This window comes from Acidobacteriaceae bacterium, assembly GCA_035944135.1.
In the GTDB taxonomy this organism is placed as follows: domain Bacteria; phylum Acidobacteriota; class Terriglobia; order Terriglobales; family Acidobacteriaceae; genus Granulicella.
The window spans coordinates 782,202-801,449 of record DASZBM010000010.1; the positions used below are offsets into that span (position 1 = coordinate 782,202).

At 58.7% G+C, this 19,248-nt stretch carries 21 protein-coding genes; 14 read left to right on the plus strand and 7 right to left on the minus strand.

Annotated features, from left to right (window positions below; all coding sequences use genetic code 11):
• The first annotated feature begins 258 nt into the window (after positions 1-258).
• The 6 genes from VGU25_17655 (at position 259) to VGU25_17680 (ending at position 6,263) form a co-directional block, all read left to right on the plus strand.
• On the plus strand, positions 259-720 hold the full coding sequence (locus tag VGU25_17655; GenBank protein ID HEV2579035.1) for a hypothetical protein: 462 nt from the start codon (positions 259-261) through the stop codon (positions 718-720).
• A gap of 147 nt (positions 721-867) precedes the next feature.
• Complete coding sequence (locus VGU25_17660; protein ID HEV2579036.1) at positions 868-1,263, plus strand: hypothetical protein; 396 nt, start codon at positions 868-870, stop codon at positions 1,261-1,263.
• A gap of 93 nt (positions 1,264-1,356) precedes the next feature.
• The gene (locus VGU25_17665; protein HEV2579037.1) at positions 1,357-4,668 is read left to right on the plus strand and encodes a glycosyl hydrolase; all 3,312 of its coding nucleotides are present in this window, start codon (positions 1,357-1,359) and stop codon (positions 4,666-4,668) included.
• A 57-nt stretch (positions 4,669-4,725) separates the two neighbouring features.
• Positions 4,726-5,244, plus strand: a complete 519-nt coding sequence (locus tag VGU25_17670) for a cytochrome P460 family protein (GenBank protein ID HEV2579038.1) — start codon at positions 4,726-4,728, stop codon at positions 5,242-5,244.
• A gap of 230 nt (positions 5,245-5,474) precedes the next feature.
• Positions 5,475-5,948 (plus strand): hypothetical protein, encoded by a 474-nt coding sequence (locus VGU25_17675; GenBank protein HEV2579039.1) that lies wholly within the window; start codon positions 5,475-5,477, stop codon positions 5,946-5,948.
• Positions 5,949-6,053: 105 nt separating this feature from the next.
• The gene (locus VGU25_17680; GenBank protein ID HEV2579040.1) at positions 6,054-6,263 is read left to right on the plus strand and encodes a hypothetical protein; all 210 of its coding nucleotides are present in this window, start codon (positions 6,054-6,056) and stop codon (positions 6,261-6,263) included.
• Between the two features lie 191 nt (positions 6,264-6,454).
• Here the strand turns inward: VGU25_17680 and VGU25_17685 are convergent, their stop codons facing one another.
• Complete coding sequence (locus VGU25_17685) at positions 6,455-7,225, minus strand: hypothetical protein (GenBank protein HEV2579041.1); 771 nt, start codon at positions 7,223-7,225, stop codon at positions 6,455-6,457.
• 253 nt (positions 7,226-7,478) lie between these two features.
• Positions 7,479-9,035, minus strand: a complete 1,557-nt coding sequence (locus VGU25_17690) for a patatin-like phospholipase family protein (GenBank protein HEV2579042.1) — start codon at positions 9,033-9,035, stop codon at positions 7,479-7,481.
• A 176-nt stretch (positions 9,036-9,211) separates the two neighbouring features.
• On the opposite strand from VGU25_17690, the gene VGU25_17695 reads away from it, so the two are divergent.
• The 4 genes from VGU25_17695 to VGU25_17710 all read left to right on the plus strand — a co-directional run bounded on the left by VGU25_17695 (position 9,212) and on the right by VGU25_17710 (position 12,531).
• A complete protein-coding gene (locus tag VGU25_17695) occupies positions 9,212-10,366 on the plus strand; it encodes a DSD1 family PLP-dependent enzyme (protein ID HEV2579043.1) in 1,155 nt (384 codons plus the stop codon).
• A gap of 94 nt (positions 10,367-10,460) precedes the next feature.
• The gene (locus VGU25_17700; GenBank protein HEV2579044.1) at positions 10,461-10,781 is read left to right on the plus strand and encodes a GlsB/YeaQ/YmgE family stress response membrane protein; all 321 of its coding nucleotides are present in this window, start codon (positions 10,461-10,463) and stop codon (positions 10,779-10,781) included.
• 228 nt (positions 10,782-11,009) lie between these two features.
• Positions 11,010-11,378 (plus strand): hypothetical protein, encoded by a 369-nt coding sequence (locus VGU25_17705; protein ID HEV2579045.1) that lies wholly within the window; start codon positions 11,010-11,012, stop codon positions 11,376-11,378.
• Between the two features lie 163 nt (positions 11,379-11,541).
• Positions 11,542-12,531, plus strand: coding sequence for a polysaccharide deacetylase family protein (locus VGU25_17710; protein ID HEV2579046.1), 990 nt, complete (start codon positions 11,542-11,544; stop codon positions 12,529-12,531).
• Between the two features lie 30 nt (positions 12,532-12,561).
• Here the strand turns inward: VGU25_17710 and VGU25_17715 are convergent, their stop codons facing one another.
• On the minus strand, positions 12,562-13,305 hold the full coding sequence (locus VGU25_17715; protein HEV2579047.1) for a hypothetical protein: 744 nt from the start codon (positions 13,303-13,305) through the stop codon (positions 12,562-12,564).
• Positions 13,306-13,386: 81 nt separating this feature from the next.
• On the opposite strand from VGU25_17715, the gene VGU25_17720 reads away from it, so the two are divergent.
• Positions 13,387-13,692 (plus strand): hypothetical protein, encoded by a 306-nt coding sequence (locus VGU25_17720; GenBank protein HEV2579048.1) that lies wholly within the window; start codon positions 13,387-13,389, stop codon positions 13,690-13,692.
• Between the two features lie 45 nt (positions 13,693-13,737).
• Here the strand turns inward: VGU25_17720 and VGU25_17725 are convergent, their stop codons facing one another.
• Positions 13,738-15,306 (minus strand): outer membrane beta-barrel protein, encoded by a 1,569-nt coding sequence (locus VGU25_17725; protein HEV2579049.1) that lies wholly within the window; start codon positions 15,304-15,306, stop codon positions 13,738-13,740.
• Positions 15,307-15,509: 203 nt separating this feature from the next.
• On the opposite strand from VGU25_17725, the gene VGU25_17730 reads away from it, so the two are divergent.
• Positions 15,510-15,863, plus strand: a complete 354-nt coding sequence (locus VGU25_17730) for a hypothetical protein (protein HEV2579050.1) — start codon at positions 15,510-15,512, stop codon at positions 15,861-15,863.
• Between the two features lie 88 nt (positions 15,864-15,951).
• Here VGU25_17730 and VGU25_17735 read toward each other — a convergent pair whose 3' ends face one another.
• Together VGU25_17735 and VGU25_17740 are read right to left on the minus strand one after the other, a co-directional pair.
• Positions 15,952-16,179: a panthothenate synthetase gene (locus VGU25_17735; GenBank protein ID HEV2579051.1), complete on the minus strand. Its 228-nt coding sequence runs from the start codon at positions 16,177-16,179 to the stop codon at positions 15,952-15,954.
• A gap of 268 nt (positions 16,180-16,447) precedes the next feature.
• Positions 16,448-16,912 (minus strand): hypothetical protein, encoded by a 465-nt coding sequence (locus VGU25_17740; GenBank protein HEV2579052.1) that lies wholly within the window; start codon positions 16,910-16,912, stop codon positions 16,448-16,450.
• Positions 16,913-17,103: 191 nt separating this feature from the next.
• Between VGU25_17740 and VGU25_17745 the strand changes: the two genes are divergently transcribed.
• Entirely contained in the window at positions 17,104-17,370 is a 267-nt protein-coding gene (locus tag VGU25_17745) for a GlsB/YeaQ/YmgE family stress response membrane protein (protein HEV2579053.1), read from the plus strand.
• A 157-nt stretch (positions 17,371-17,527) separates the two neighbouring features.
• Positions 17,528-18,103 carry a hypothetical protein gene (locus VGU25_17750; protein ID HEV2579054.1) on the plus strand — a complete coding sequence of 192 codons (576 nt, stop codon included), beginning with the start codon at positions 17,528-17,530 and terminating at the stop codon, positions 18,101-18,103.
• Between the two features lie 53 nt (positions 18,104-18,156).
• On the opposite strand, the gene VGU25_17755 is transcribed toward VGU25_17750, so the two are convergent.
• On the minus strand, positions 18,157-19,242 hold the full coding sequence (locus VGU25_17755) for an acetamidase/formamidase family protein (protein ID HEV2579055.1): 1,086 nt from the start codon (positions 19,240-19,242) through the stop codon (positions 18,157-18,159).
• Positions 19,243-19,248: the final 6 nt, after the last annotated feature.

Genomic DNA, 19,248 nt, shown 5'->3' on the forward strand with positions numbered 1-19,248 from the left:
CGGGTGCCCCCACATCTCGGTTACCGAGATGTGTGTTTGCAGGAAGCGTCCGTTCAGAGCTACCACCGGCCAGCGTCATCTGCGCTGAAATCGGCGGATGGCCCACGAGGTGCCCACTCACTCTAACTCTCCACTCGACTCCGAACCTCCGGGTCGCCGTGCTCGCCAAATTTTTCCGTGACCCATGATCGCAACGTGTATAGTTCTCCGCTGTTGGAGAACAGGGCCCGATTTCGCCTCGAATCAAAAGGAGAAAACATGAAGGTAAGAGCTTTAATCCTTACTTCGGCCTTGGTCTTCGCCGGAGCGGCTGTATCGTTTGCCCAGAGCCCGATGGACGGCACCTGGAAACTCAACGAAGCTAAGTCCCACATCCCCGCCGGAGCCATTAAGAGCGACACCGTGACCTATGAATCCCAGGGGGACAATGTCAAAGTGACCACCGATGGCACCGTCGCCGGCACTCCGACTCACACCGAGTGGACGGGCAAGTTCGATGGCAAAGACTATCCGATGACCGGCTCATCGATGGATGACACGCGCGCCTACACCCAAGTCAACGCTCACACCCTGTCCATCACCATGAAAAAGGCTGGCAAAGTCACCACCACCGGTCGCGTTGTCGTTTCGGCGGACGGCAAGACCCGCACCGTCACCCTCCACTCCACCGACCCCTCAGGCAAAAAGGTCTCCGAGACCGCCGTCTACGACAAGCAGTAGCTGCCGCCCCGCGAGCGATTGGCCCACTCATCAGGTCCCATTCAGGGTGCTCCATTCATCGCAGTTTCATCGCGATGAGTGGGGTATGCCCCCGCGCCTGAAAGCTCGCCCCGATTCATCCGCGCTACAATCGCCGCGAGGTGAACCATGATCAAAGTGGCATGGAACCGCGTCACCCGCGACAGCGTGTTGCGCGCGTTTTCGGCAGCGATCTTCATCGGAGCAGCCTGCTTCGCCTTCGCGGCGGATGGAGGCACCAACATCACGGTCTCCGGTTGGGTCATTGATTCGGCATGCGCCTACACCAAGGGTCTCGACAAACCCATCGGCGTAGCCTGCGCCAAGGCATGCGCAAAAAATGGTTCTACACTCGTCATCCTTCGCGACGACGGCACCATCTTCCTGCCCATCGACAGCAAAACCCCCTCCTCCTCGCAAAATCCCAGATTGATGCCCTTTGCCGGCGAACACGTAACCGTCACCGGCAAAGAGTATGTCCGCAAAGCTTCTCACGCCTTGGTCATCGATAAAATCTCCAGGTAGCCTTCAACTGACGCACCTCAGAAGGGAGTTCGCATCCGAGAACTTCAGCGCAGGACCATCAGCAGTGCAGTAAGACGCGGCCTCGTCGCAGTGATGCTCGCTCTCTTAGGAGCGAGCATCGCTCCAGGACAGAAATCGGACGATTACCTTGCACGTGGATTTCAGCAGCCTCCCGACAGCGCAAAGCCGCGGGTCTGGTGGCACTGGATGAACGGCAATGTCACGAAAGACGGAATCAAAGCCGACCTGGAATGGATGAACCGTGTCGGCATCGGCGGCTTCCAGAACTTCGATGCGTCTTTGGGCACGCCGCAAATAGTTCAGAAACGGTTGGTCTACATGACACCGGAGTGGAAGGACGCCTTCCGATACGCAACCACACTGGCTGATCAGTTGGGCCTGGAGGAGGGGGTTGCGAGCTCCGCAGGATGGAACCTATCCGGTGGCTCGTGGGTGCTGCCTGCGCACGCGATTAAGAAATATGTGTGGTCCGAGACCGAGATCAGCGGTGGCGAGCCGTTTCATGGAGTCTTAAAGAGCCCACCGTCGAACGCGGGCCCGTTCCAAGATCTCCCTTCCAACAGGAAGGCGCCGGACTTCTACGCGGATAGCGCTGTATTTGCGTATCGTCTGCCGCCGAACGACACGCCGCCTCATGATCTGCCGAAGATTGCATCGAGCGGCGGCCAGTTCGATCTGGCAAGCCTGACGGATGGCGATCTCACAAAGGCGACATTGCTACCCGCAGCGCCGCCCAATGAATCGTCCTGGATTCAATTCGAATATTCCAAGCCGCAACGCATCTGCGGACTGAGCATCGCCTTCATATTCAAAAACGGAGACGAGCGCCGGGTTATGGCTCTAACCCGCCCGGCCGTCGAGGCCAGTGACGATGGGAAGGAATTTCATTTCGTCGCCGACATTCCCTGGGCATTGGCACAATTTCCAGTACGCACGATTGCATTTCCTCCAGTGACTGCGAAATTCTTTCGTGTCACTTTCAAAACACCTCCGACAGAAACCTCCGCGGTCGGAGCGCGCATCTCTGAACTCGCCCTTCGATCCGACATGCCCATTAATCGATTCGAAACAAAAGCGGCGTTCGGTCGAGAAGGCAACTTACTCTCTGTCGCAACGCCGCCGGCCGCCGCTGGAGACGCGATCCGGAAATCCGATGTCATCGATTTAACAGCCAAAATGCACTCCGACGGCACACTCGATTGGACCCCGCCGCCGGGACGATGGGAAGTCGTGCGACTCGGCTATTCACTTATCGGCATAATGAATAACCCCGCTGAACCGGAGGCCACCGGTCTCGAGGTCGATAAGCTCAGCTCTACATACGTCAGGGAATACTTCCAGAGGTTCTTCGATAACTTCACGGATGCCACCGGCGGTCTGATGGGCAAGCGCGGCTTGAAGTATGTGGTTACCGATAGTTGGGAAGATGGAACTCAGAACTGGACGGACGACATGTTCGCTCAGTTCAAAGCGCATCGAGGCTACGACATGCTTCCATGGCTACCAGTGCTCACCGGCCATGTCGTCGAAAGCTCTGAGGCAAGCGACCGCTTTCTTTACGACTTTCGCCAGACCCTGGCCGATCTTGTCGTAGAGAACCATTACGACCAATTGACCGACCTCCTGCATGCGCGGGGTATGGGCCGCTACTCCGAGTCGCACGAGCAAAGCCGCTCATTGATCGCCGATGGCATGGAAGTGAAGCGATCCGCTGATATCCCGATGGGCGCGATGTGGGTTCCGGATGCCGGTCCCACCCGCGATGCCGACATCCGCGAGTCGGCGTCGGTGGCGCATATCTACGGGCAAAACCTTGTAGCGGCCGAATCGTTCACGACGGGCGAGAGACCGTGGGCGTGGACGCCCGAAACCCTGAAGCCGGCCGCCGACAGGGAATTGGCGGACGGCCTCAACCGATTTGTGATTCACACCTCGGTGCACCAGCCGCTGGATGACAAACTCCCAGGGCTTGGGCTCGGAATGTACGGACAGTGGTTCAATCGGCATGACACGTGGGCGGAGTTGGCAAAACCCTGGATGACTTACCTGGCCCGGAGTTCGTATCTGCTCCAGCAGGGCAAGTTTGTGGCCGACGTCGCCTATCTCTATGGTCAGGACGCCAACATTACTCAACTCTTCGCTGTCCAGGGGCCCGAGGTGCCTGCAGGTTACAACTTCGATTACGTCAACAGCGACGTTGTCCTGCATCGCCTGAGCGTGAAGAACGGCCGGCTCATAACTCCGGGAGGCACCAGCTATCGTGTGCTCGCGCTCGATTCAAGTACGCGCCGCATGACATTGCCAGTGCTGCGGAAGCTTCGTGAGCTTGTTAACGATGGCGCGGTCCTGGTGGGCCCCATGCCCATTGATAGTCCCAGCCTGAGCGACGACCAGGCCGAATTCAAAACGATCGCCGATCAACTCTTCGGCTCAGGAACGGGCGACCACAGCTATGGCAAGGGCCGAGTGCTTGCAGGACAAACACTCGCCGACGCACTGCGAAAGCTGAATGTGACGCCGGACTTCCAAATCGGTGAAGGACAACCCGACACAAACTTGTTCTTCACGCACCGCCGCATCTCTAACGGCGAGATCTACTGGGTGAATAACAGGAACAACCGAGCCGAGACAATTAATGCTGCATTTCGCGTCGCAGGCAAGGCTCCGGAGTTATGGCATGCCGATACCGGCAAAATCGAACCCGCATCTTTCCGCGTCGCAGACAATCGCACGATCGTTCCGCTCCGCCTTGGCCCCAACGAAGCTGTGTTCGTAGTGTTTCGCAGGAACGCAGACGTGCCATCGCGAAACATACCGTTTCCGATGGAGACCACCGTGGCCGGCATTGATGGGCCTTGGAAGGTGCAGTTTCAATCAGGCCGAGGCGCGCCGGCCGAGGCTGACTTTGAAAACCTTGTGCCCTGGACACAGAGCAATGATCCTGGAGTGAAATATTTCTCCGGTACGGCGACCTACACGAAATCACTTCAGGCTCCAGCGAAGTGGTTCAACACTGGTGCGCGGCTATGGATGGATCTCGGCGATGTGAAGAATATTGCCGAGGTATTCGTGAACGGCAGATACTTGGGGATCCTTTGGAAGCCACCGTTCCGCGTGGACGTGACCGGAATAATAAAGCCGGGCACCAACGTGCTGGAAATCAAAGTGACCAATCTCTGGGTCAACCGGTTGATCGGCGATCAACAGCCCGACGCAACCAAAAAGTACACATATACGAATATGAAGTTCTACGGCGCTGACTCTCCTCTGTTGCCGTCCGGCCTCCTGGGACCGGTCAAGATCATGCGATCAGTTCGGGCTTTCAATCCCCGGGTGCCTCACCCACACGCGGTTTCGTCGCGTGTGAGTGGGCATTCTGGCTAACACGCTCGACTCAATCAGGGCCTTTCACGCCAACCGCCGCCATAGGAAGGAGCCCCCATGAGACCGATCGCTTTCGTCCTGCTCGCAACCGCATCGATCGCCGGCATCGCCACCCACAAGCCCAACCCACCGCAACAGGCAAACGCCCAGGCCAATCCCGCGTACGTCACCCAAATGCCCGCCGGATACCGCGACTACAGGTTCATCAATGTGGCACACGAGGCCGGCGGCCTCAACAGTTTGGGCGCGATGTTGGGCAACGACATCGCCATCAAAGCCTACCGCTCTAAAACCCTCCCCTTTCCCAACGGCACCATCATCGCGGCCTTACACTACACCCACTCCCCGAACGCCGAGAACAATCAGATCTTTGGCCAGGCCCAATCTTTCACTCCCGGCAGCCCCACCAACATCCAGTTCATCAAGGACTCACACAAGTACGCCGCCACCGGCGGCTGGGGCTTCGGCACCTTCAAGGATGGCAAACCCGACCCGCCAGCGGCTATGAAGTCCTGCTTCCCCTGCCACGCCCGCGAAAAGGCTCGCGACATGGTCTTCACCCAGTACGCCCCGTAGCGCTATGGACACTTCTCTTAAGCTCTTTCCCCACCGTGATCGTCAGCCGAATCCGAGCCAGGCGAGCGGCGCGGTTGGCTCAGCAGAGCGAGCCTTCGCCTGTCACGTAAGGATGGCGACCCTCATCACATCCACACACTGAATTGCCTTTCCCCAACGGACCCCAAGCCGTATAGTGGAGCGTCCCTCGGCCCAGCTGAAATATTCCATTGCACGCACAAGGAGAGCCCATGCTCACATTCGTCCGTCGTGTGGCCGTTGTCGTTCTCTCGTCCGCACTCACACCCTTCGCCTTCGCCGCCCACACCCACCTGCCCGGGCACAGCACCTGGACCCTCAACCTCGGCGAGTCCGACTTCGGCGGCGGCGTCTCCATGAAGAGCGACACCTTTGTCCTCATCACCGACACCGACAAGTGGGGCAAATGGACCGACACCATGGTCGACGCTGACGGCAAAACCGTGAAGTCCTCCTGGAGCGGCGCCGAAGACGGCAAGCCTCACCCCTTCACCGGCTGGGCCGGCGCCACCTACAGCACCGACCCCTCCTCCGACGTCAGCGTCGAGAAGTACCCCGACGGCACCATCCAGACCTGCAACTTCGAGCTCAGCTCCGACAAGAAAAAGTTCACTGAAAAGTGCGTCGCCAAGTCCCCCGACGGCAAAGAAGCCCACCAAACCCTCGTCTACGACCGCACGAAGTAGCGTCACATCGCCGCCCTACTCATCGCACTTACATCGCGATGAGTAGGGCTCGGAAACCCTCGTGGTGTACCATTCCGCCAAAACCACTTCTCGGTCGGAGAGCTCGTGAGAAAGTTTGTCTTCTGCGCATTGCTGCTCGCTCTCTTCGTGTCGCTGCCCGCCCGCGCTCTTGCCCAGAGCAACGCCCACCCCGACTACAAGCACCAGCACAAGAGCGCCCAAAAATATCAGAAGTCCCTTCAAAAGCTGCAGCGCAAGCGGGACAAGGAGCAAGCCAAACGCGCCAGGGCCCTCCGCAAGCAGCACCAGCAATGAGTTTCCGCTAAGCCTTCAAACGCATATCCTTTGATCTCCTTCTTCAATTTTTTGTCAGGGGCCGTTTGGAGAGACGCCCAACCTAGGCGCATCAATCAGATATTCAAGCACGCCGCGTTCGCCGCTACGCCACAGTAAAACGCCCCCGAGAGCACGCGCTCCCGAGGGCGTTTCAATCGAAGTTCCCGCCGCTACATCTTGTGAAACTTCATCGACGTCGTCGACGGCGAAGGATCAGGTGTCACATCCGTTTCCGTCAGGCTCTTACCATCCGCGCTCAGTTCGAACGTGTTGTGTCGCCGCGTCTTTCCATCCGCGCCGGCATAAATAACGATCAGCTTGTGCGGACCATCCGCCTTCACGGACATCGTCCCGCCCATGAACTTCACGGGTGTTCCGTCCAGCTTCAGCATCACGGGCTTGTCGTTGTCCGTCTCCTTGAAGGCCACCTCGTTTCCGTTCACATGGATCGACAGGATGCCCTTATCCTGCGACTCCCTAATGGTGACCGTCTTCCACTCGCCGTTTATTCCCGGGCCGCCTGAAACCCTCTTCGCCTCACTGGTCATCGTGAACGGGCTGCTCCCATCATCTGGAAACACTTCATTCTTTCGCGTCATCATGTTGCCGGACACGCTGGTCGTGACCTTGTTCGTCCGCTTTCCGTTATTGCTCACTTCCACCACATAGCCTGACCCAACCTTGTTGCACGTCACCATCGCGCCATCGGTGGGATCCTTATGCGGCTTGCCGTCGCATACCGTCTTCGGCCCCGGCTTGCCCTGTCGCGTCACAACATAGCCATCAGCGGCGGTCGTTATAGTGAACGTCGGCCCATCGTACTTAACCGTCGAGGGATCGATCTTCCACGATCCGTTCCATGGGTTGGCCTGCGCCAGGCAGGGAAGGGAAAAGCAAACTGAACAGGCAATTGCCCAAACGCTAACAGCAATACGCTTCATTGTTTCGCCTCAATTTTTGTAGTCAGGGCCCGCAGGCAGCCCATCCTCTGCTCTCTGCTCCCCGAAGTCAAGCCCTTTAGAACCCAACGTTTCCGGCTCGCGTGCCGCCCCCAAAAGCGGTGAGGCAATACCGCCAGAAACACAAAGCGGACCGCAAACGGTCCGCTTCTTTACGATATCGATGTTTTGAAGTTTTACACGCCCACGCGAACCATACGATTCTCCTGGCTACTCACTGTATTATACCCCTCCTTCAAAAGGTAGCGTCGGGACCAAATGTGTACCCGGCAGGCACGTTCACACCTTTCCAGCCAACCGTCCGGAATCCGGGCGGCGCCTGCAATTCAAACGTCCTCAACTCAACAGGCGGCATCGGTCCCCCCGGCGATGCACCGGGAAGAGGTACGAACTTCAGGTTTTGATATTGTGTCGTGTCGGGAACGTGCAGTGCGATCGAAATCTCGTCGATAGATTGGTTCGTCCGGCTCGGCTGCATCCTGAACTCTTCAGATTTCTTCTTTTTGAAACTCTTCAAAAGGCCTTTCACTGAGTCCTTGATCACAAGCGTGTAAGGGCCAGAATTTTTAGGCAGGACCACCTCGAAGTACGCCAGCACCTCGCGGTCCGCCGAGGTCTGCGAATCCAAAATCGGAACGAACGAGACGCCGATCAAATGTCCAGTCTGTTGCTCGAATAGGTGCCACGACGATCTCCGGAAGGCTGACTTTCCCTCCGACTCGGTCAGCGCAACCTTATGACAGTACAGCGGGTCCGCCATAGTCCGGAATGTTGTCTTGTACTGCACGACATCCGGCGCGTCTTCATCCTTCAGGCTGTGCGCAAACACTTCCATCACGCATTGCTCATACTTTATGAACTGCCCTGCATGTTGAGTGCGATACATCTGGGCCAGCTTCGTCATGGTGCTTACATTTTCGCGGCTCCAGATGTCGCCGAGAGCTGCATCCGGGTCGGCGATGTAGTCGCTGAACCAATCGATAGCGTCGCTCTTCAATCGTCTGTAATGTTCACCAAGACCGTCTCCGAGTGCCTGTTCGAAAGAAAACGTGTCAAGCTCAGTGTCAATCTCAAACAAAAACGGAGAGCCTAGACTGTCGTGCGATTTTGCGGTCGCGCTGCGCATCGCCGTGTCGAGCAAAGCCGCAGCGAAAGACTTCAGAGAGGATGGAGCTGCACCGGACGTATCCTGATTCTTGAAGACAACACCAAGAACAGGTCCATAGATAGCCTTATCTTTCGAAAGGAAACTCCCAGCAAAATTCTCGGCAATGCCTCCATCGACTAACTCGTGTTTCCATGTGCGAAACAAAAAAGGAATGCCGCAGGAATCCATGAGTGCCTTGCCGATCCGCTCATCCTCCGACACGGGCACAGCCTTGGCTTCACTAAGGTCGGTAGCCATTACCAGGACCGGGCGATTAAAATTTTTAGCAATATCCTTGAGGAAGGTTACTTTCTTGCGCGCAAATTCCTGGGTTAGAAGTTTCTCCAGGTTCTTCTGGGACCAGATAGGCTTGCCCGTCGAGAGAACACGGCCGATCCCGATCATTCCAGGCATCTCAAAACCTGCGATGAGTTCCTTTCCCAGGCTTTGCTTGAGCCGCATGGAAAAGTCGTCAATATCGATCCCGGCGCCCAGCATGCAAGCCACAATGGCGCCCGCCGACGTGCCCGCTAAACGGGTAATTTCCAGGTCTGTGATTGGAAAAGACTGAATCGCCGCTCCCACCGCAAGCAACGATGCAATCTTCGCGCCGCCCCCTTGAATCGCTAGCTGAATCTTTGGCACGAGATTCCTCCGACGAGCGACAACCTTCGATCGGGGCATGTAGCCCGCTTATGAGCCCGATAGAGTTACGTGGCCCATTCGCCGCGGCATCATCGCGAGTAGGATAAGCTCCCGCCAGCGCGGATACTCAATGAAGGAGCCATCAGCGAAGACGTTTTGGTTTCCGGCAACACATTATGACAGACGAAACAATGCATAGCCATCTGATCGGTCGCGAGGGCGGCCGTCGCGACCTGAACACCCCCGTCCTTGTTGTCGATCTCGACGCGCTCGAACGCAACATCACGACAATGGCGCAGTGGGCCGCGAAGCAAGGCCTCGCTCTCCGGCCACATACCAAGACCCACAAGTCCGTCGAAATCGCCCGGCTTCAGCGCAACGCCGGCGCCATCGGATTCTGCTGCGCGAAGCTCGGCGAAGCGGAGGCTATGGCCGACGGTGGCATACGAGACGGCCTGCTCCTCACATCTCCCGTGGTTTCCGTCCCCGCAATCCACCGCCTCATCGACCTCAACATTCGCACCAATGGCCTTATGTGCGTCGTTGATCATCCGGCAAACGCGAAAGCTCTCGCCGGGGCCGCACGCGCATCCGGCAAGCCCCTGCGCGTGCTCATTGACATCGACCCTGGCATCCACCGCACCGGCGTCGCCTCGCCCGAAGCCGCTGTTCATCTCTTTCACGAGATCGCCTCACATCCGTCGCTGGTCTATAGCGGCGTGCAGTTCTACTGCGGCCGCGAGCAGCACGTCGAAAGCTTTGCGGAACGCCGCTCGGTCATTCAGCAGAAGTCCGAATATCTCCGCACCGTCATCGAAGCGCTGAAACACGCGGGCGGGTCTCCGTCCGTCATCACCGGCGCTGGCACCGGAACCCACCGCATCGACGCAGAACTCGGCACACTCACCGAGCTGCAGGTCGGTTCCTACATCTTCATGGACAGCCAGTACGCCGACTGCGACCTCACCGGCAACCCCTCTGGCGACAAAACCCCGCCGTTCGAATTCGCCCTGATGGTCGATGTCCGCATCATCAGCGCCAACTCACCTGGCATGCGAACCGTTGACGCAGGCTACAAAGCCCTCGCCACCGACGGCGGAATTCCGCGGGTTCTGGCCGGCATGCCGCCCGAAACCGAATACCAGTTCATGGGCGACGAGCACGGCGCGCTGCTCTCAAACGCCGATCCGCTCCCAGGCATCGGCGACCGCGTCATCCTCACCGCGCCTCACTGCGATCCGACCGTCAACCTCTACGACTTCTACCACGTCGTCCGTGGAGACACGCTCGTAGCGATCTGGCGAGTCGATGCCAGGGGCCGTTCGCGCTGACTCTTTTCCAAAATCACGTCGTCCGCGCAACCCGCAGCGCTCCTCTCCTACTCTGAACTTACTGTCTGGCAAGCCTTTACAGGAGATACACACTGTGGAACACCCCGTCCATCACGTAGACGTCAGCCGCTACATCCAGTCCACCGAAGGCACGCACTCACTGCTCGTCTGGATCGTCATCGGCCTCATCGCCGGCTACCTTACCGGCAAGATCATGCGCGGCGCGGGCTTCGGCCCCATCGTCGACATCATCGTGGGCATCATCGGTGCCATCATCGGCGGCCTCATCATGATCACGCTTGGCTACGCCGGCACTGGGGGCTTCCTCTACACCGTCTTCATCGCGGTCATCGGCGCCGTCATCCTCACCCTCATCCTCCGCCTGCTCACCGCCGGCCGCTTCCGCAACTTCTGACCAGGACGCACTCCTCGCACTCGCCTTAAGAGTGCGTCCGCCATGCGTGGATTACCCATTTGTTATCAATACTTTGCGGCAAACTATTGATAACAGATACTTTAAAGTCCAAGCCTAACTCTCCTCGAATGAATACTTTGCGCGAAAAGGGGGAGGGGGTACCCCTTCGCGAAAACCACAAACTCCTCCGCGTCCCTGAATGGCATCGCACAGCTTGTAGGAGGGCCTATGAAGGTTTATCAGCTCGCAGCCTTCTTTATCCTTGGTGGCTTTGCCGGCCTGGCAGCCGCACAAAGCACCCCGCAGCAATCCCCGACCACCCCGACGACACCGGGTACTGCAACCGTGCCGAAATCTCCGACAACACCCACCACCCCGACCTCGCCTATTACACCGAGCACGCCGGTCTCGCCGGTCACACCGACAACCCCTGGTACCACCCCAGCAACCCCCGGCACCTACCCCGAAACAACAAGCCCCTCCACCACGGGTACGACCGGAGACACGAAGGGAAACTCGAACACCCAGCGCCCTCCGACTAGCGCACCGGGCACAATACCCACAACGCCGCCTTCGACGCCCCAGCCTCCCGGATAACTCCAGCGGCTTTGCCTGTTACGAAACCTCTCCAACCCAGCGAAAGCCGGGTTGGGCCTTTTGTGGCTTCCGGTCGGCCGGCTCGGCGGGCCGAATCAGTCTAGTTGCGACGCATCTATCAGTTGGCTACTTCGTAGTCCATCAGTAAGCTGAGACGACCAGCATGCTCAAGGTCCTGATCACCGTCGACACAGAGGCGCACCCCATCAGCCGGAATTGGAAGCAAGACCATCTGGCGGCCGACATGAAGCGCGATTTGTACGGTCAGGTAGACGGGCATGAGGTCGGGCTTGAGTACCAGCTCAAAACCCTGTCGCAGCACGGCCTGAAAGCGAGCTTCATGGTTGAGAGCCTGTTTGCGGCGGTTCCGGAGATCGGCGAGCAGCCACTCCGAGAGATTGTGCAGGCAATCGTGTCTGGTGGACACGATATCCAGATACACCCTCATACGGAGTGGTTGCCGTACATACCCGATATCGGGGTCCCTGGCCGGAGTCACCTGCTCAGCGCGTACTCGGCTGCCGAACAGGAGGCGGTTATCCGGTTTGCGGGGGCGCGATTGGAGCAGGCCGGAGCTCCTCCTCCAGTGGCATTCCGCGCCGGTGGATTTGCCGCGAATGCGGACACTCTTGTTGCGCTTGCACGCTGCGGCATCCGCTATGACTCCAGCTTCAATCGCACCTACGGACAGAAGAGGTGCCTGTCACCGCCGCCAAAATCCGCAGGACACCTGACGGACTATAACGGCGTGCAGGAGCTGCCGGTTGCGGTCTTCGAAGACTTCGTCGGCCACTTCCGGCCGGCGCAGCTATGCGCCTGCAGCACAGCGGAGATGCTTCATGCGCTGCACGCGGCAGAGGCCTCAGGGTGGGAGTATTTCGTTGTTGTTTCGCACTCCTTCGAGATGCTCACCAGGCGCCGCCACCGCACGAAGCCGCCCGTGATCCGGTGGGACGTGGTGGAGCGGTTCGAGCGGCTCTGTCAGTTTCTGGCCGCAAACCAACAACGCTTTCCGACGGTCCGGTTTTCGGACCTCGATGACTTCGTTGCGGTTCCAAGCGGGAACGGCGTGTACCGCGACATCAAGGGCAAGTTCACGAATACGGTTTCACGCGTTATGCAGCAGGCAGTTAGCAGGATTCAGAATTATTGAAGGTCGGATTCGGCTGCGTGTAGGCGGGGTTCAGTCGGCGATGATCAGTTCGCCCGCGACGATTGGGCGCGTGCGCGGAAGAAGTCCACGCAGGCCAGCGATCCCGATGAGAGTGAGCGTGGCGGCGAAGACTGCAAGCTTCATGACCGCGGTTTTGCGGCTCAGTGGAAGCGCCTTCCAGAGGACGAGCAGCAAGGTCTGCGCAGTGGTTACGCCCCAGACGGCGGTGTAGAAGAAGCGGCGCTCATTGCCTTCGGCCTTCGTGGACACACCGGCGCGCGGAAGGATGCCGAAGGCACCGGCGAGAATGACCAGGCCGCATGCCGGCGCGTATCCCCACTGATAAAGCTGTTTCATTCGCCAGGCACCCGTGGCCGCCGCGATCGCGAGTGCGAGCATGTTGAGCGCGGCGAAGCTGAGGAGCGCGTTCCACGCGAAGGTGTAGCAGATGCGGCGGTAGAGCGGGTTCGGGCGGTCTTCGTCAAAGCGCAGGATGTATGGCCGTGGCTCGACCCCCGGGAGCTGCCCACGCAGACCGGCGGTCCCCGTACCGGCGAGCACAGCGAGTAGCCACCCGAGATTGGGCCAACCGATTTCGCCGGCAAACAGCCGAAACGTAAGCGGTCCGGGGACAAGGAAGAAGACCCAGATCCAGATGGGCCAGTGCGCGAGGCGATAGTGAGGCTTGTTCCACTGACGAATGCTGCGTTGATGCGCGTACTCCACGCGTCCGCCGTATCGCATACGGGCGAGTGTCACAGAGGTGGCAGGCAACGTCAAATGCTGCCACGTGACAACTGACGAGGCATTGCGGGTCTATAATCGCGCCGTAACTTTAACTCGCAGGAGGCTTGAATGAAACGGATCGCTGTGCTCGCTACACTTGCTCTCACCTTTATGGCCGGGTCTGCATTCGCCGAGTCGTTTACCGGATGGGTATCCGACGCGATGTGCGCGAAGAATCCTGACAAAGTGTCCAGCGCTGACCATGCGGCCTGCGCGAAGAAGTGCATCGAAGGCGGATCGCCCGCTGTGCTTGTCGTCAAAGGCAAGGTCTATCAGGTTTCGAATCCGGACATGCTGAAGGAACACGCCGGTGAGAAGGTCACGGTCGACGCGACACTGGACAACGGCACATTGACGATCAAGTCTGTCAAATAGCCGTTCTTCACTTACGTAAGCGTGAATTCGGCCATCAAGTAAGGTTCACCACGTGCCCTGCTTGCCGCCGTACCACCACACGAGGCCGAGTGTCGCCGTCGTCTGGTGTTGTACGGCGGCGCCGGGGTTGTGTGTCAGGAAGTACGGCTGATTGGTCCAGTCGGTGCGGTACTCGAGGAAGGCATCGAAGCCTTCGCCGAAGTTGTATTTCCAGGTGCCGGTCCACTCTTTGAGAGCCTGCGATTTGCCGCTGAAGAGACCCTGCGGGTCGGACATGTACTCGCCACGTGTGGCGAGAGAGGCCTTGGGCGTGAGCTGATACTGAATGTAAGCTGCGCCGCCATCGACATGCGAAGGAGCAGACGAGTGCCCTGGAGCTGCATTCGCCCACTCGCGTTGGATGACGTAGTCACCCTCGGCGATGAGCGTGAGCTTTGGAGTGGCTTGCCAATTTATGTAGTCATCGAAGATATGTAGCTTGCCGTTGGGCGCGGGAGTGATGGGAGATTCGCAGAGACCCGGCTGCACGGGCACCGTGCAGTTATTCGCGGGTGTGGAATCAGGGTGTTCCTGGCCGAGGTAGTAGTTACTCGTCCACGTGATGGTCTTCGTCGGTGTGAGGACAAATCCGAACATCTCGTCCTTGTATCCATTGGTGGGTTCGGACTGATTGGTGCCGTTGACGAGCCAGTAGTTCGCCTGGATTTTGTCGTTGAACTTGTAACTTGCCCGCCCGCCCTGGTGATAGAAGGGCAGGAAATAAAAGTAAAAAGAGCGCGTGTAGTTCATCTGGTCTTTGGTGTAGTTGCCTTCTGCACCGAGAGAGCTTGCCCATTTGCCGACATCGATGTTGAGCCCGCTGCCCAGCGGGACGATGTAAGTGCCGTAGGCTTGAAAGATGTTCTGATAGATCTGCGGACGCGGCTCGTTCGCGGGATTGCCCTGGAGTGTGTCGGTTGCCTGACCGAATTGGAGGTCAAGCCGAAGACCGTAGCGGCGATTTTTACTGACGTCGGGATCAAGGGCGAGCACGACATCGGCCTGGTTGATGCTGAAGACGTTACTGAGAACGTCATAGGCGCGGACATAGTTCACGCGGCCGGGCGGCTGGTTGAAGTTGAATTCGTAGTAGCCGTCGAGCGTGTAATTCAGCGTCGCTCCTCCAGGCAGAGTGGCGGGGAGTACAGAGGCGAGCGGCGAAGCGGAGGCCTGGCTCTGCGGCTGAGGCTGGGATGCAGGTGCAGGGAGCATGGGCTGCGCCGGCGCCGGACGAAGAGGGAGATTTGCGGCGAGCTCGCTGGCGTCGGAGGAGAGCGCGGATGGCCCCTGCGATGAGAGACTCGCGCTATCACTCTGCGCGGAGGAGCCTGGCGCAGCTTCGGGATTTCGGCGCTCGTTGAGCTGCCGCTCGAGGCCGTCAACGCGATCTTGCAATCGCAGCACCATGGAGCGAAGCTCGTCGATCTGCTGCGCCTGAGTTTTCGTCTGGCTCTTGTCAGGAGGATCGTTCGCCCAGGCTGTGGGCGCGAGGAGCATAAAGAAGCCGATGAGCAACGCTGCGGCACGTTTTCTATATGTTGCGCGTCGATTTCCTAACGCCTGGAGATATCGCATCGGAGACTCCCTTCCCGTGTGGAATGGCACAGGCCCGCTCCAGTCTCTCAGCCGGAAAGATTAAAAGTCCGTAGCATGGGAGTTTATGCACTGGGCACGAATACATATGCATAAGTGCATTATAAATCAGCTATTTACCTGAAATTGACTTGGAGTAGTCAAGGGACTGGGAGCAGACTGGGAGCAGAAGAAAAGGGTGCCTTATGCTTCACAATCAACTTGCTCACCACGAATCGGGTTCTGCTCAAACTGCCGCTGACGGGAGCCGTTCCATCCATCTTGCAGAGCCGGGCCATCTCGCAGTGCGTGGCTCGAGTGCGACGCCGCGCTCGACGGTGAACCTTGATGTGATCGCGATTGTGTCACGGCGCTGCTCGGCGTTCTTCGCAGAGGCTGCGGTACTTGTGCTTGTCTTCGGGATCCTGGACTACCTGATGCTCAAGGGCCGGATTGAATTGCCGTGGATTGTGGGTGCGCTGGCGATTTCGGTTTTCCTACTCGCGGTGTCGATCCTGATGGACGTGACCGCACATCGCTGGATTAAGGCGCATCCCTAGCAGCCTCAGTGATGGCCCACCGGAGATCGAGGATGACAGCGACTAGCCGCTGTTTCAGGGATGCGAGCCGGGATTCTCGCGCTTGATGTCAGCGCCACCTTTTGCCGAGCTCGTCCAGCCCGCTTGCGGCCAGATCCTGTGGTGTCATCACGGGATGCATTTCGACGTCCGCGTTGAAGGTGAGGAACCACGGCTCGGCGATGGAGGGAATTTTCGAGGACTCGGGAAGGTCCATGATCAGCACGGCGCTGCGCCGGCCATTGTGATCCATGAAGTAGGCTGCTTCCGGCTTCTGCTCGTCGAGAATCTTCTTCATTTTCTGGGCGATGCTGCCGTCGCGCACGGCAGAGTTGAAGGGTTCGTGTGGAAACGTAAACCGCACCATCATGCGCATAGAGATGCCTTTCGCCGAAAATGATCCGGCTGCTAAAGAAAGGACCCGCTGAAGTGAGACTCAAGAAACTACGCCGCCCAGGCAGGCAGCGTCAAGGTGGTTGGCGGTCTGCGTCGTGATCGGAAAGAGAATTTGCAGCAAAGGAAGAGGGGGAGCGAAAGCTCCCCCGGTTTGTTTTGTTGGAAGCTGATTATTGGAAGCTGAGAAGTCGTTCGAAGAAGGAACGGTAGCGACGGAGCGCCACGCGAAGATCTTCGGTGGAGACGTTGTCACCGCGATCCCACTGCTGCTCGAGTTTTGCGCGCTCGTCGGCGAAGAGCTCTGCGATGCGCTTTACTGCGTTAGCGACAAGCGCATCGGCTTCTTCTACGGCCTTGCGTGGTTCGTCGACGAACATACCCTGCGCTTTATCCCAGCGGGTGCGGAGATCGCGCGTCTCGTTTTCAGGGAAGAGGGGAGCGTGTGCATCCGTGTTTGCAGCCGCGTTCGTGGCTGAAGCCGTGTTTGAATCGGCCGGAAGAGCAATGGTGTCTTTCCGCAGATCAGGAAAGTCGGGGTCCCTTCCCGCGTCGTTTGCGTTCGAAATCTGCGTCGGCCGCGGAGAGTTCGCGATATCGGCGGTGGTGAGTCGTTCATCCGTTACGGTCTGGCTCATGGAACACTCCATTGGGGGAATTCATGCGAAAGGCGGGAGAGCTCTGCGCGTCACCGTCGATCGGCACCTGCTGATGAGATGCCGCTTCAGCGTTCGTCAACATTGCGGAATGGAGACTTCTGTGCAGATTTCACTGCGCTCTGATAGCCTTCTCCGCTGTAGTCAAAAACTTCAGCCTGGAGGTTTTTATTATGGGGCACGGGATTATTGCATGGATCATTATTGGTCTGATCGCTGGCTGGCTCACCGGAAAGCTAATGAAGGGCTCGGGTTACGGTGCGCTGATGGATATCATCGTCGGCATTGTGGGAGCGCTGATCGGTGGATTTATCGCAACGCATCTTGGATTTGGCGGAGATCACGGACTGGTTATGTCGATCATCATTGCTGTGATCGGCGCCGTGATTCTCACGTTGATTCTTCGTCTTATCACCGGAAACAGATCGTCCAACCTGTAGCTGCGATGCGGCGGACCGGTATTCCCGCGTACGCCGCACGCACTCCATCTCATTCTTCTGCAACTTATTAGCTGGTGATGTGCGCAATTCTGTATGCGTGCGTGCCACGCGTTGCGCCTGAACGTGCATCGAAGAATGACTGGAGGGATAAAGATCGATGGATCCCAAGGTTCTTGTAGCCATCATCGTTGTGCTGGCCATCATCGTAATAGCGGCTATTGTGATTTCCCGCCGGCGGCAAAGATCCACGCATCTCAAACAACACTTTGGCTCCGAATATGACCGCGCGCTGCAGCAGCATGGCAATGCCGCCAAGGCAGAGGCTGCGCTGGCTGAGCGGGAGGAACGTGTTCATAAGCTGACGATTCGTGAACTGCCCGCTTCAGAACGCGCGGCATATGCGGATGAATGGGCGGCAGTGCAGCGGCGTTTCGTTGACGATCCGTCCATGGCTGTCAATGAGGCAGATCGCCTTGTGAACCGCGTCATGACTGCACGCGGATATCCGATGGGCGATTTCGATCAACGCGCCGAGGATATCTCGGTGAACTACCCGACCGTGGTGCAGAACTACCGGTCCGCACGCGAAATTGCGGTTCGCCGCAGCACCGGCAGTGCATCTACGGAAGATCTGCGGCAGGCAATGGTGTACTACCGGTCGCTGTTCGATGAGCTGCTTGGAACACCGGCAGCGGCGGCCTCCGACCCGACGGTTCTTCGTCGCGCGTCGTAAAAGACAATCCGAATCTCAAACGGAGCCGGTTCCCGGAAGGGGCCGGCTCTTTTTCATTTGGCGGGAGAGTTCGGCGCACTGGTCTTGGTGAAGAGAGATTTCGGACACATGACGTGAACGCCGTCATTGGTGTCGACGAGCTGTGTAATGTCGACGTCGCAGGCGACGGAGATGAGGGAGTAGGCATCGTCGCGTGAGAGGTGGGGGGCGTCCGGGTTTTGCTCGGTGAGGAAGGTAATCATGTTTCGGACGGCCATCTCGGCGGCGGTCTTGAGGTCAGCACTGAAGCCCATCGCGATGTAATAGCGCGGGGTTTCGGCGCGCGGCCAGAGGAGGCGTGCTGATTCGGGCGCATTGGGATCGCGTTTGTGGACGATGAACTGGAACGTCCCGGTGAGGAAGGTTTCGAGCGCGGTGATGTCCACTTCGCCGTTGCCCTGGCCGGCGTGGCCGTCGCCGGCTTCGAAGAGCGCGCCGGGAGCGTTGACGGGGTAGAAGATGACGGAGCCTTCGGTGAGCTCTTTGTTGTCCATGTTGCCGCCGTGCATCCAGGGTGGGGCGGAGTTCCACTTGCCGGCGGACTCGGGCGGGGCGACGCCCATGGAGCCGAAGAAGGGATGGAGCGGGATATCGATGCCGGGCGCGAAGTGCGCGAGCATCGCTTTGCGGTCGAGCGGGATGATTTTGGTGCGGCCGTAGGGGAAGTCGTCGGGGAGGAAGCCGCGGCCGGCGCCGAAGCCGTTGCAGGCGAAGTCGGTGTCGAGCTGGATGTGGAGGACGCGGACTTCGAGGACGTCGCCAGGTTCAGCTTCGGCGATGGCGACCGGGCCGGTGAGGATGTGCCCGCCGGGGCCGCGGTCTGTTGTTGGGACTTCTTTGTAGAGGCGGCCCAGCCAGTCGGGGATTTGGGCGGCGGGAACGCCTTCGGCTTCGAGGCGCTCGGGCGGGCCGCAGGTGGAGGCGGTCTGCATGATGATGGTGTCGCCGGAGTGGACGGTGAGCGCGGGTTTTGCGTGCGCGGAGTAGAAGCCCCATGCGACGGTGGTGGGTGTGGCGAGGAGGGTTTGGGTGGTTTGTGCGCATGCGAGTGGGCTTGATAGAAGCGTAGCGGCCAATGCGAAGCGGCTGATGATGTGCATTTGCGG

What these genes read in the sequence shown, in the direction of transcription:
- VGU25_17665 (HEV2579037.1), top strand. Translation starts at nt 1,357, where the DNA reads ATGCTCGCTCTCTTAGGAGCGAGCATCGCTCCAGGACAGAAATCGGAC.
- VGU25_17670 (HEV2579038.1), top strand. Translation starts at nt 4,726, where the DNA reads ATGAGACCGATCGCTTTCGTCCTGCTCGCAACCGCATCGATCGCCGGC.
- VGU25_17660 (HEV2579036.1), top strand. Translation starts at nt 868, where the DNA reads ATGATCAAAGTGGCATGGAACCGCGTCACCCGCGACAGCGTGTTGCGC.
- VGU25_17675 (HEV2579039.1), top strand. Translation starts at nt 5,475, where the DNA reads ATGCTCACATTCGTCCGTCGTGTGGCCGTTGTCGTTCTCTCGTCCGCA.
- VGU25_17655 (HEV2579035.1), top strand. Translation starts at nt 259, where the DNA reads ATGAAGGTAAGAGCTTTAATCCTTACTTCGGCCTTGGTCTTCGCCGGA.
- VGU25_17705 (HEV2579045.1), top strand. Translation starts at nt 11,010, where the DNA reads ATGAAGGTTTATCAGCTCGCAGCCTTCTTTATCCTTGGTGGCTTTGCC.
- VGU25_17685 (HEV2579041.1), bottom strand. Translation starts at nt 7,225, where the DNA reads ATGAAGCGTATTGCTGTTAGCGTTTGGGCAATTGCCTGTTCAGTTTGC.
- VGU25_17730 (HEV2579050.1), top strand. Translation starts at nt 15,510, where the DNA reads ATGCTTCACAATCAACTTGCTCACCACGAATCGGGTTCTGCTCAAACT.
- VGU25_17755 (HEV2579055.1), bottom strand. Translation starts at nt 19,242, where the DNA reads ATGCACATCATCAGCCGCTTCGCATTGGCCGCTACGCTTCTATCAAGC.
- VGU25_17735 (HEV2579051.1), bottom strand. Translation starts at nt 16,179, where the DNA reads ATGAAGAAGATTCTCGACGAGCAGAAGCCGGAAGCAGCCTACTTCATG.
- VGU25_17710 (HEV2579046.1), top strand. Translation starts at nt 11,542, where the DNA reads ATGCTCAAGGTCCTGATCACCGTCGACACAGAGGCGCACCCCATCAGC.
- VGU25_17695 (HEV2579043.1), top strand. Translation starts at nt 9,212, where the DNA reads ATGACAGACGAAACAATGCATAGCCATCTGATCGGTCGCGAGGGCGGC.
- VGU25_17740 (HEV2579052.1), bottom strand. Translation starts at nt 16,912, where the DNA reads ATGAGCCAGACCGTAACGGATGAACGACTCACCACCGCCGATATCGCG.
- VGU25_17745 (HEV2579053.1), top strand. Translation starts at nt 17,104, where the DNA reads ATGGGGCACGGGATTATTGCATGGATCATTATTGGTCTGATCGCTGGC.
- VGU25_17720 (HEV2579048.1), top strand. Translation starts at nt 13,387, where the DNA reads ATGAAACGGATCGCTGTGCTCGCTACACTTGCTCTCACCTTTATGGCC.
- VGU25_17725 (HEV2579049.1), bottom strand. Translation starts at nt 15,306, where the DNA reads ATGCGATATCTCCAGGCGTTAGGAAATCGACGCGCAACATATAGAAAA.
- VGU25_17750 (HEV2579054.1), top strand. Translation starts at nt 17,528, where the DNA reads ATGGATCCCAAGGTTCTTGTAGCCATCATCGTTGTGCTGGCCATCATC.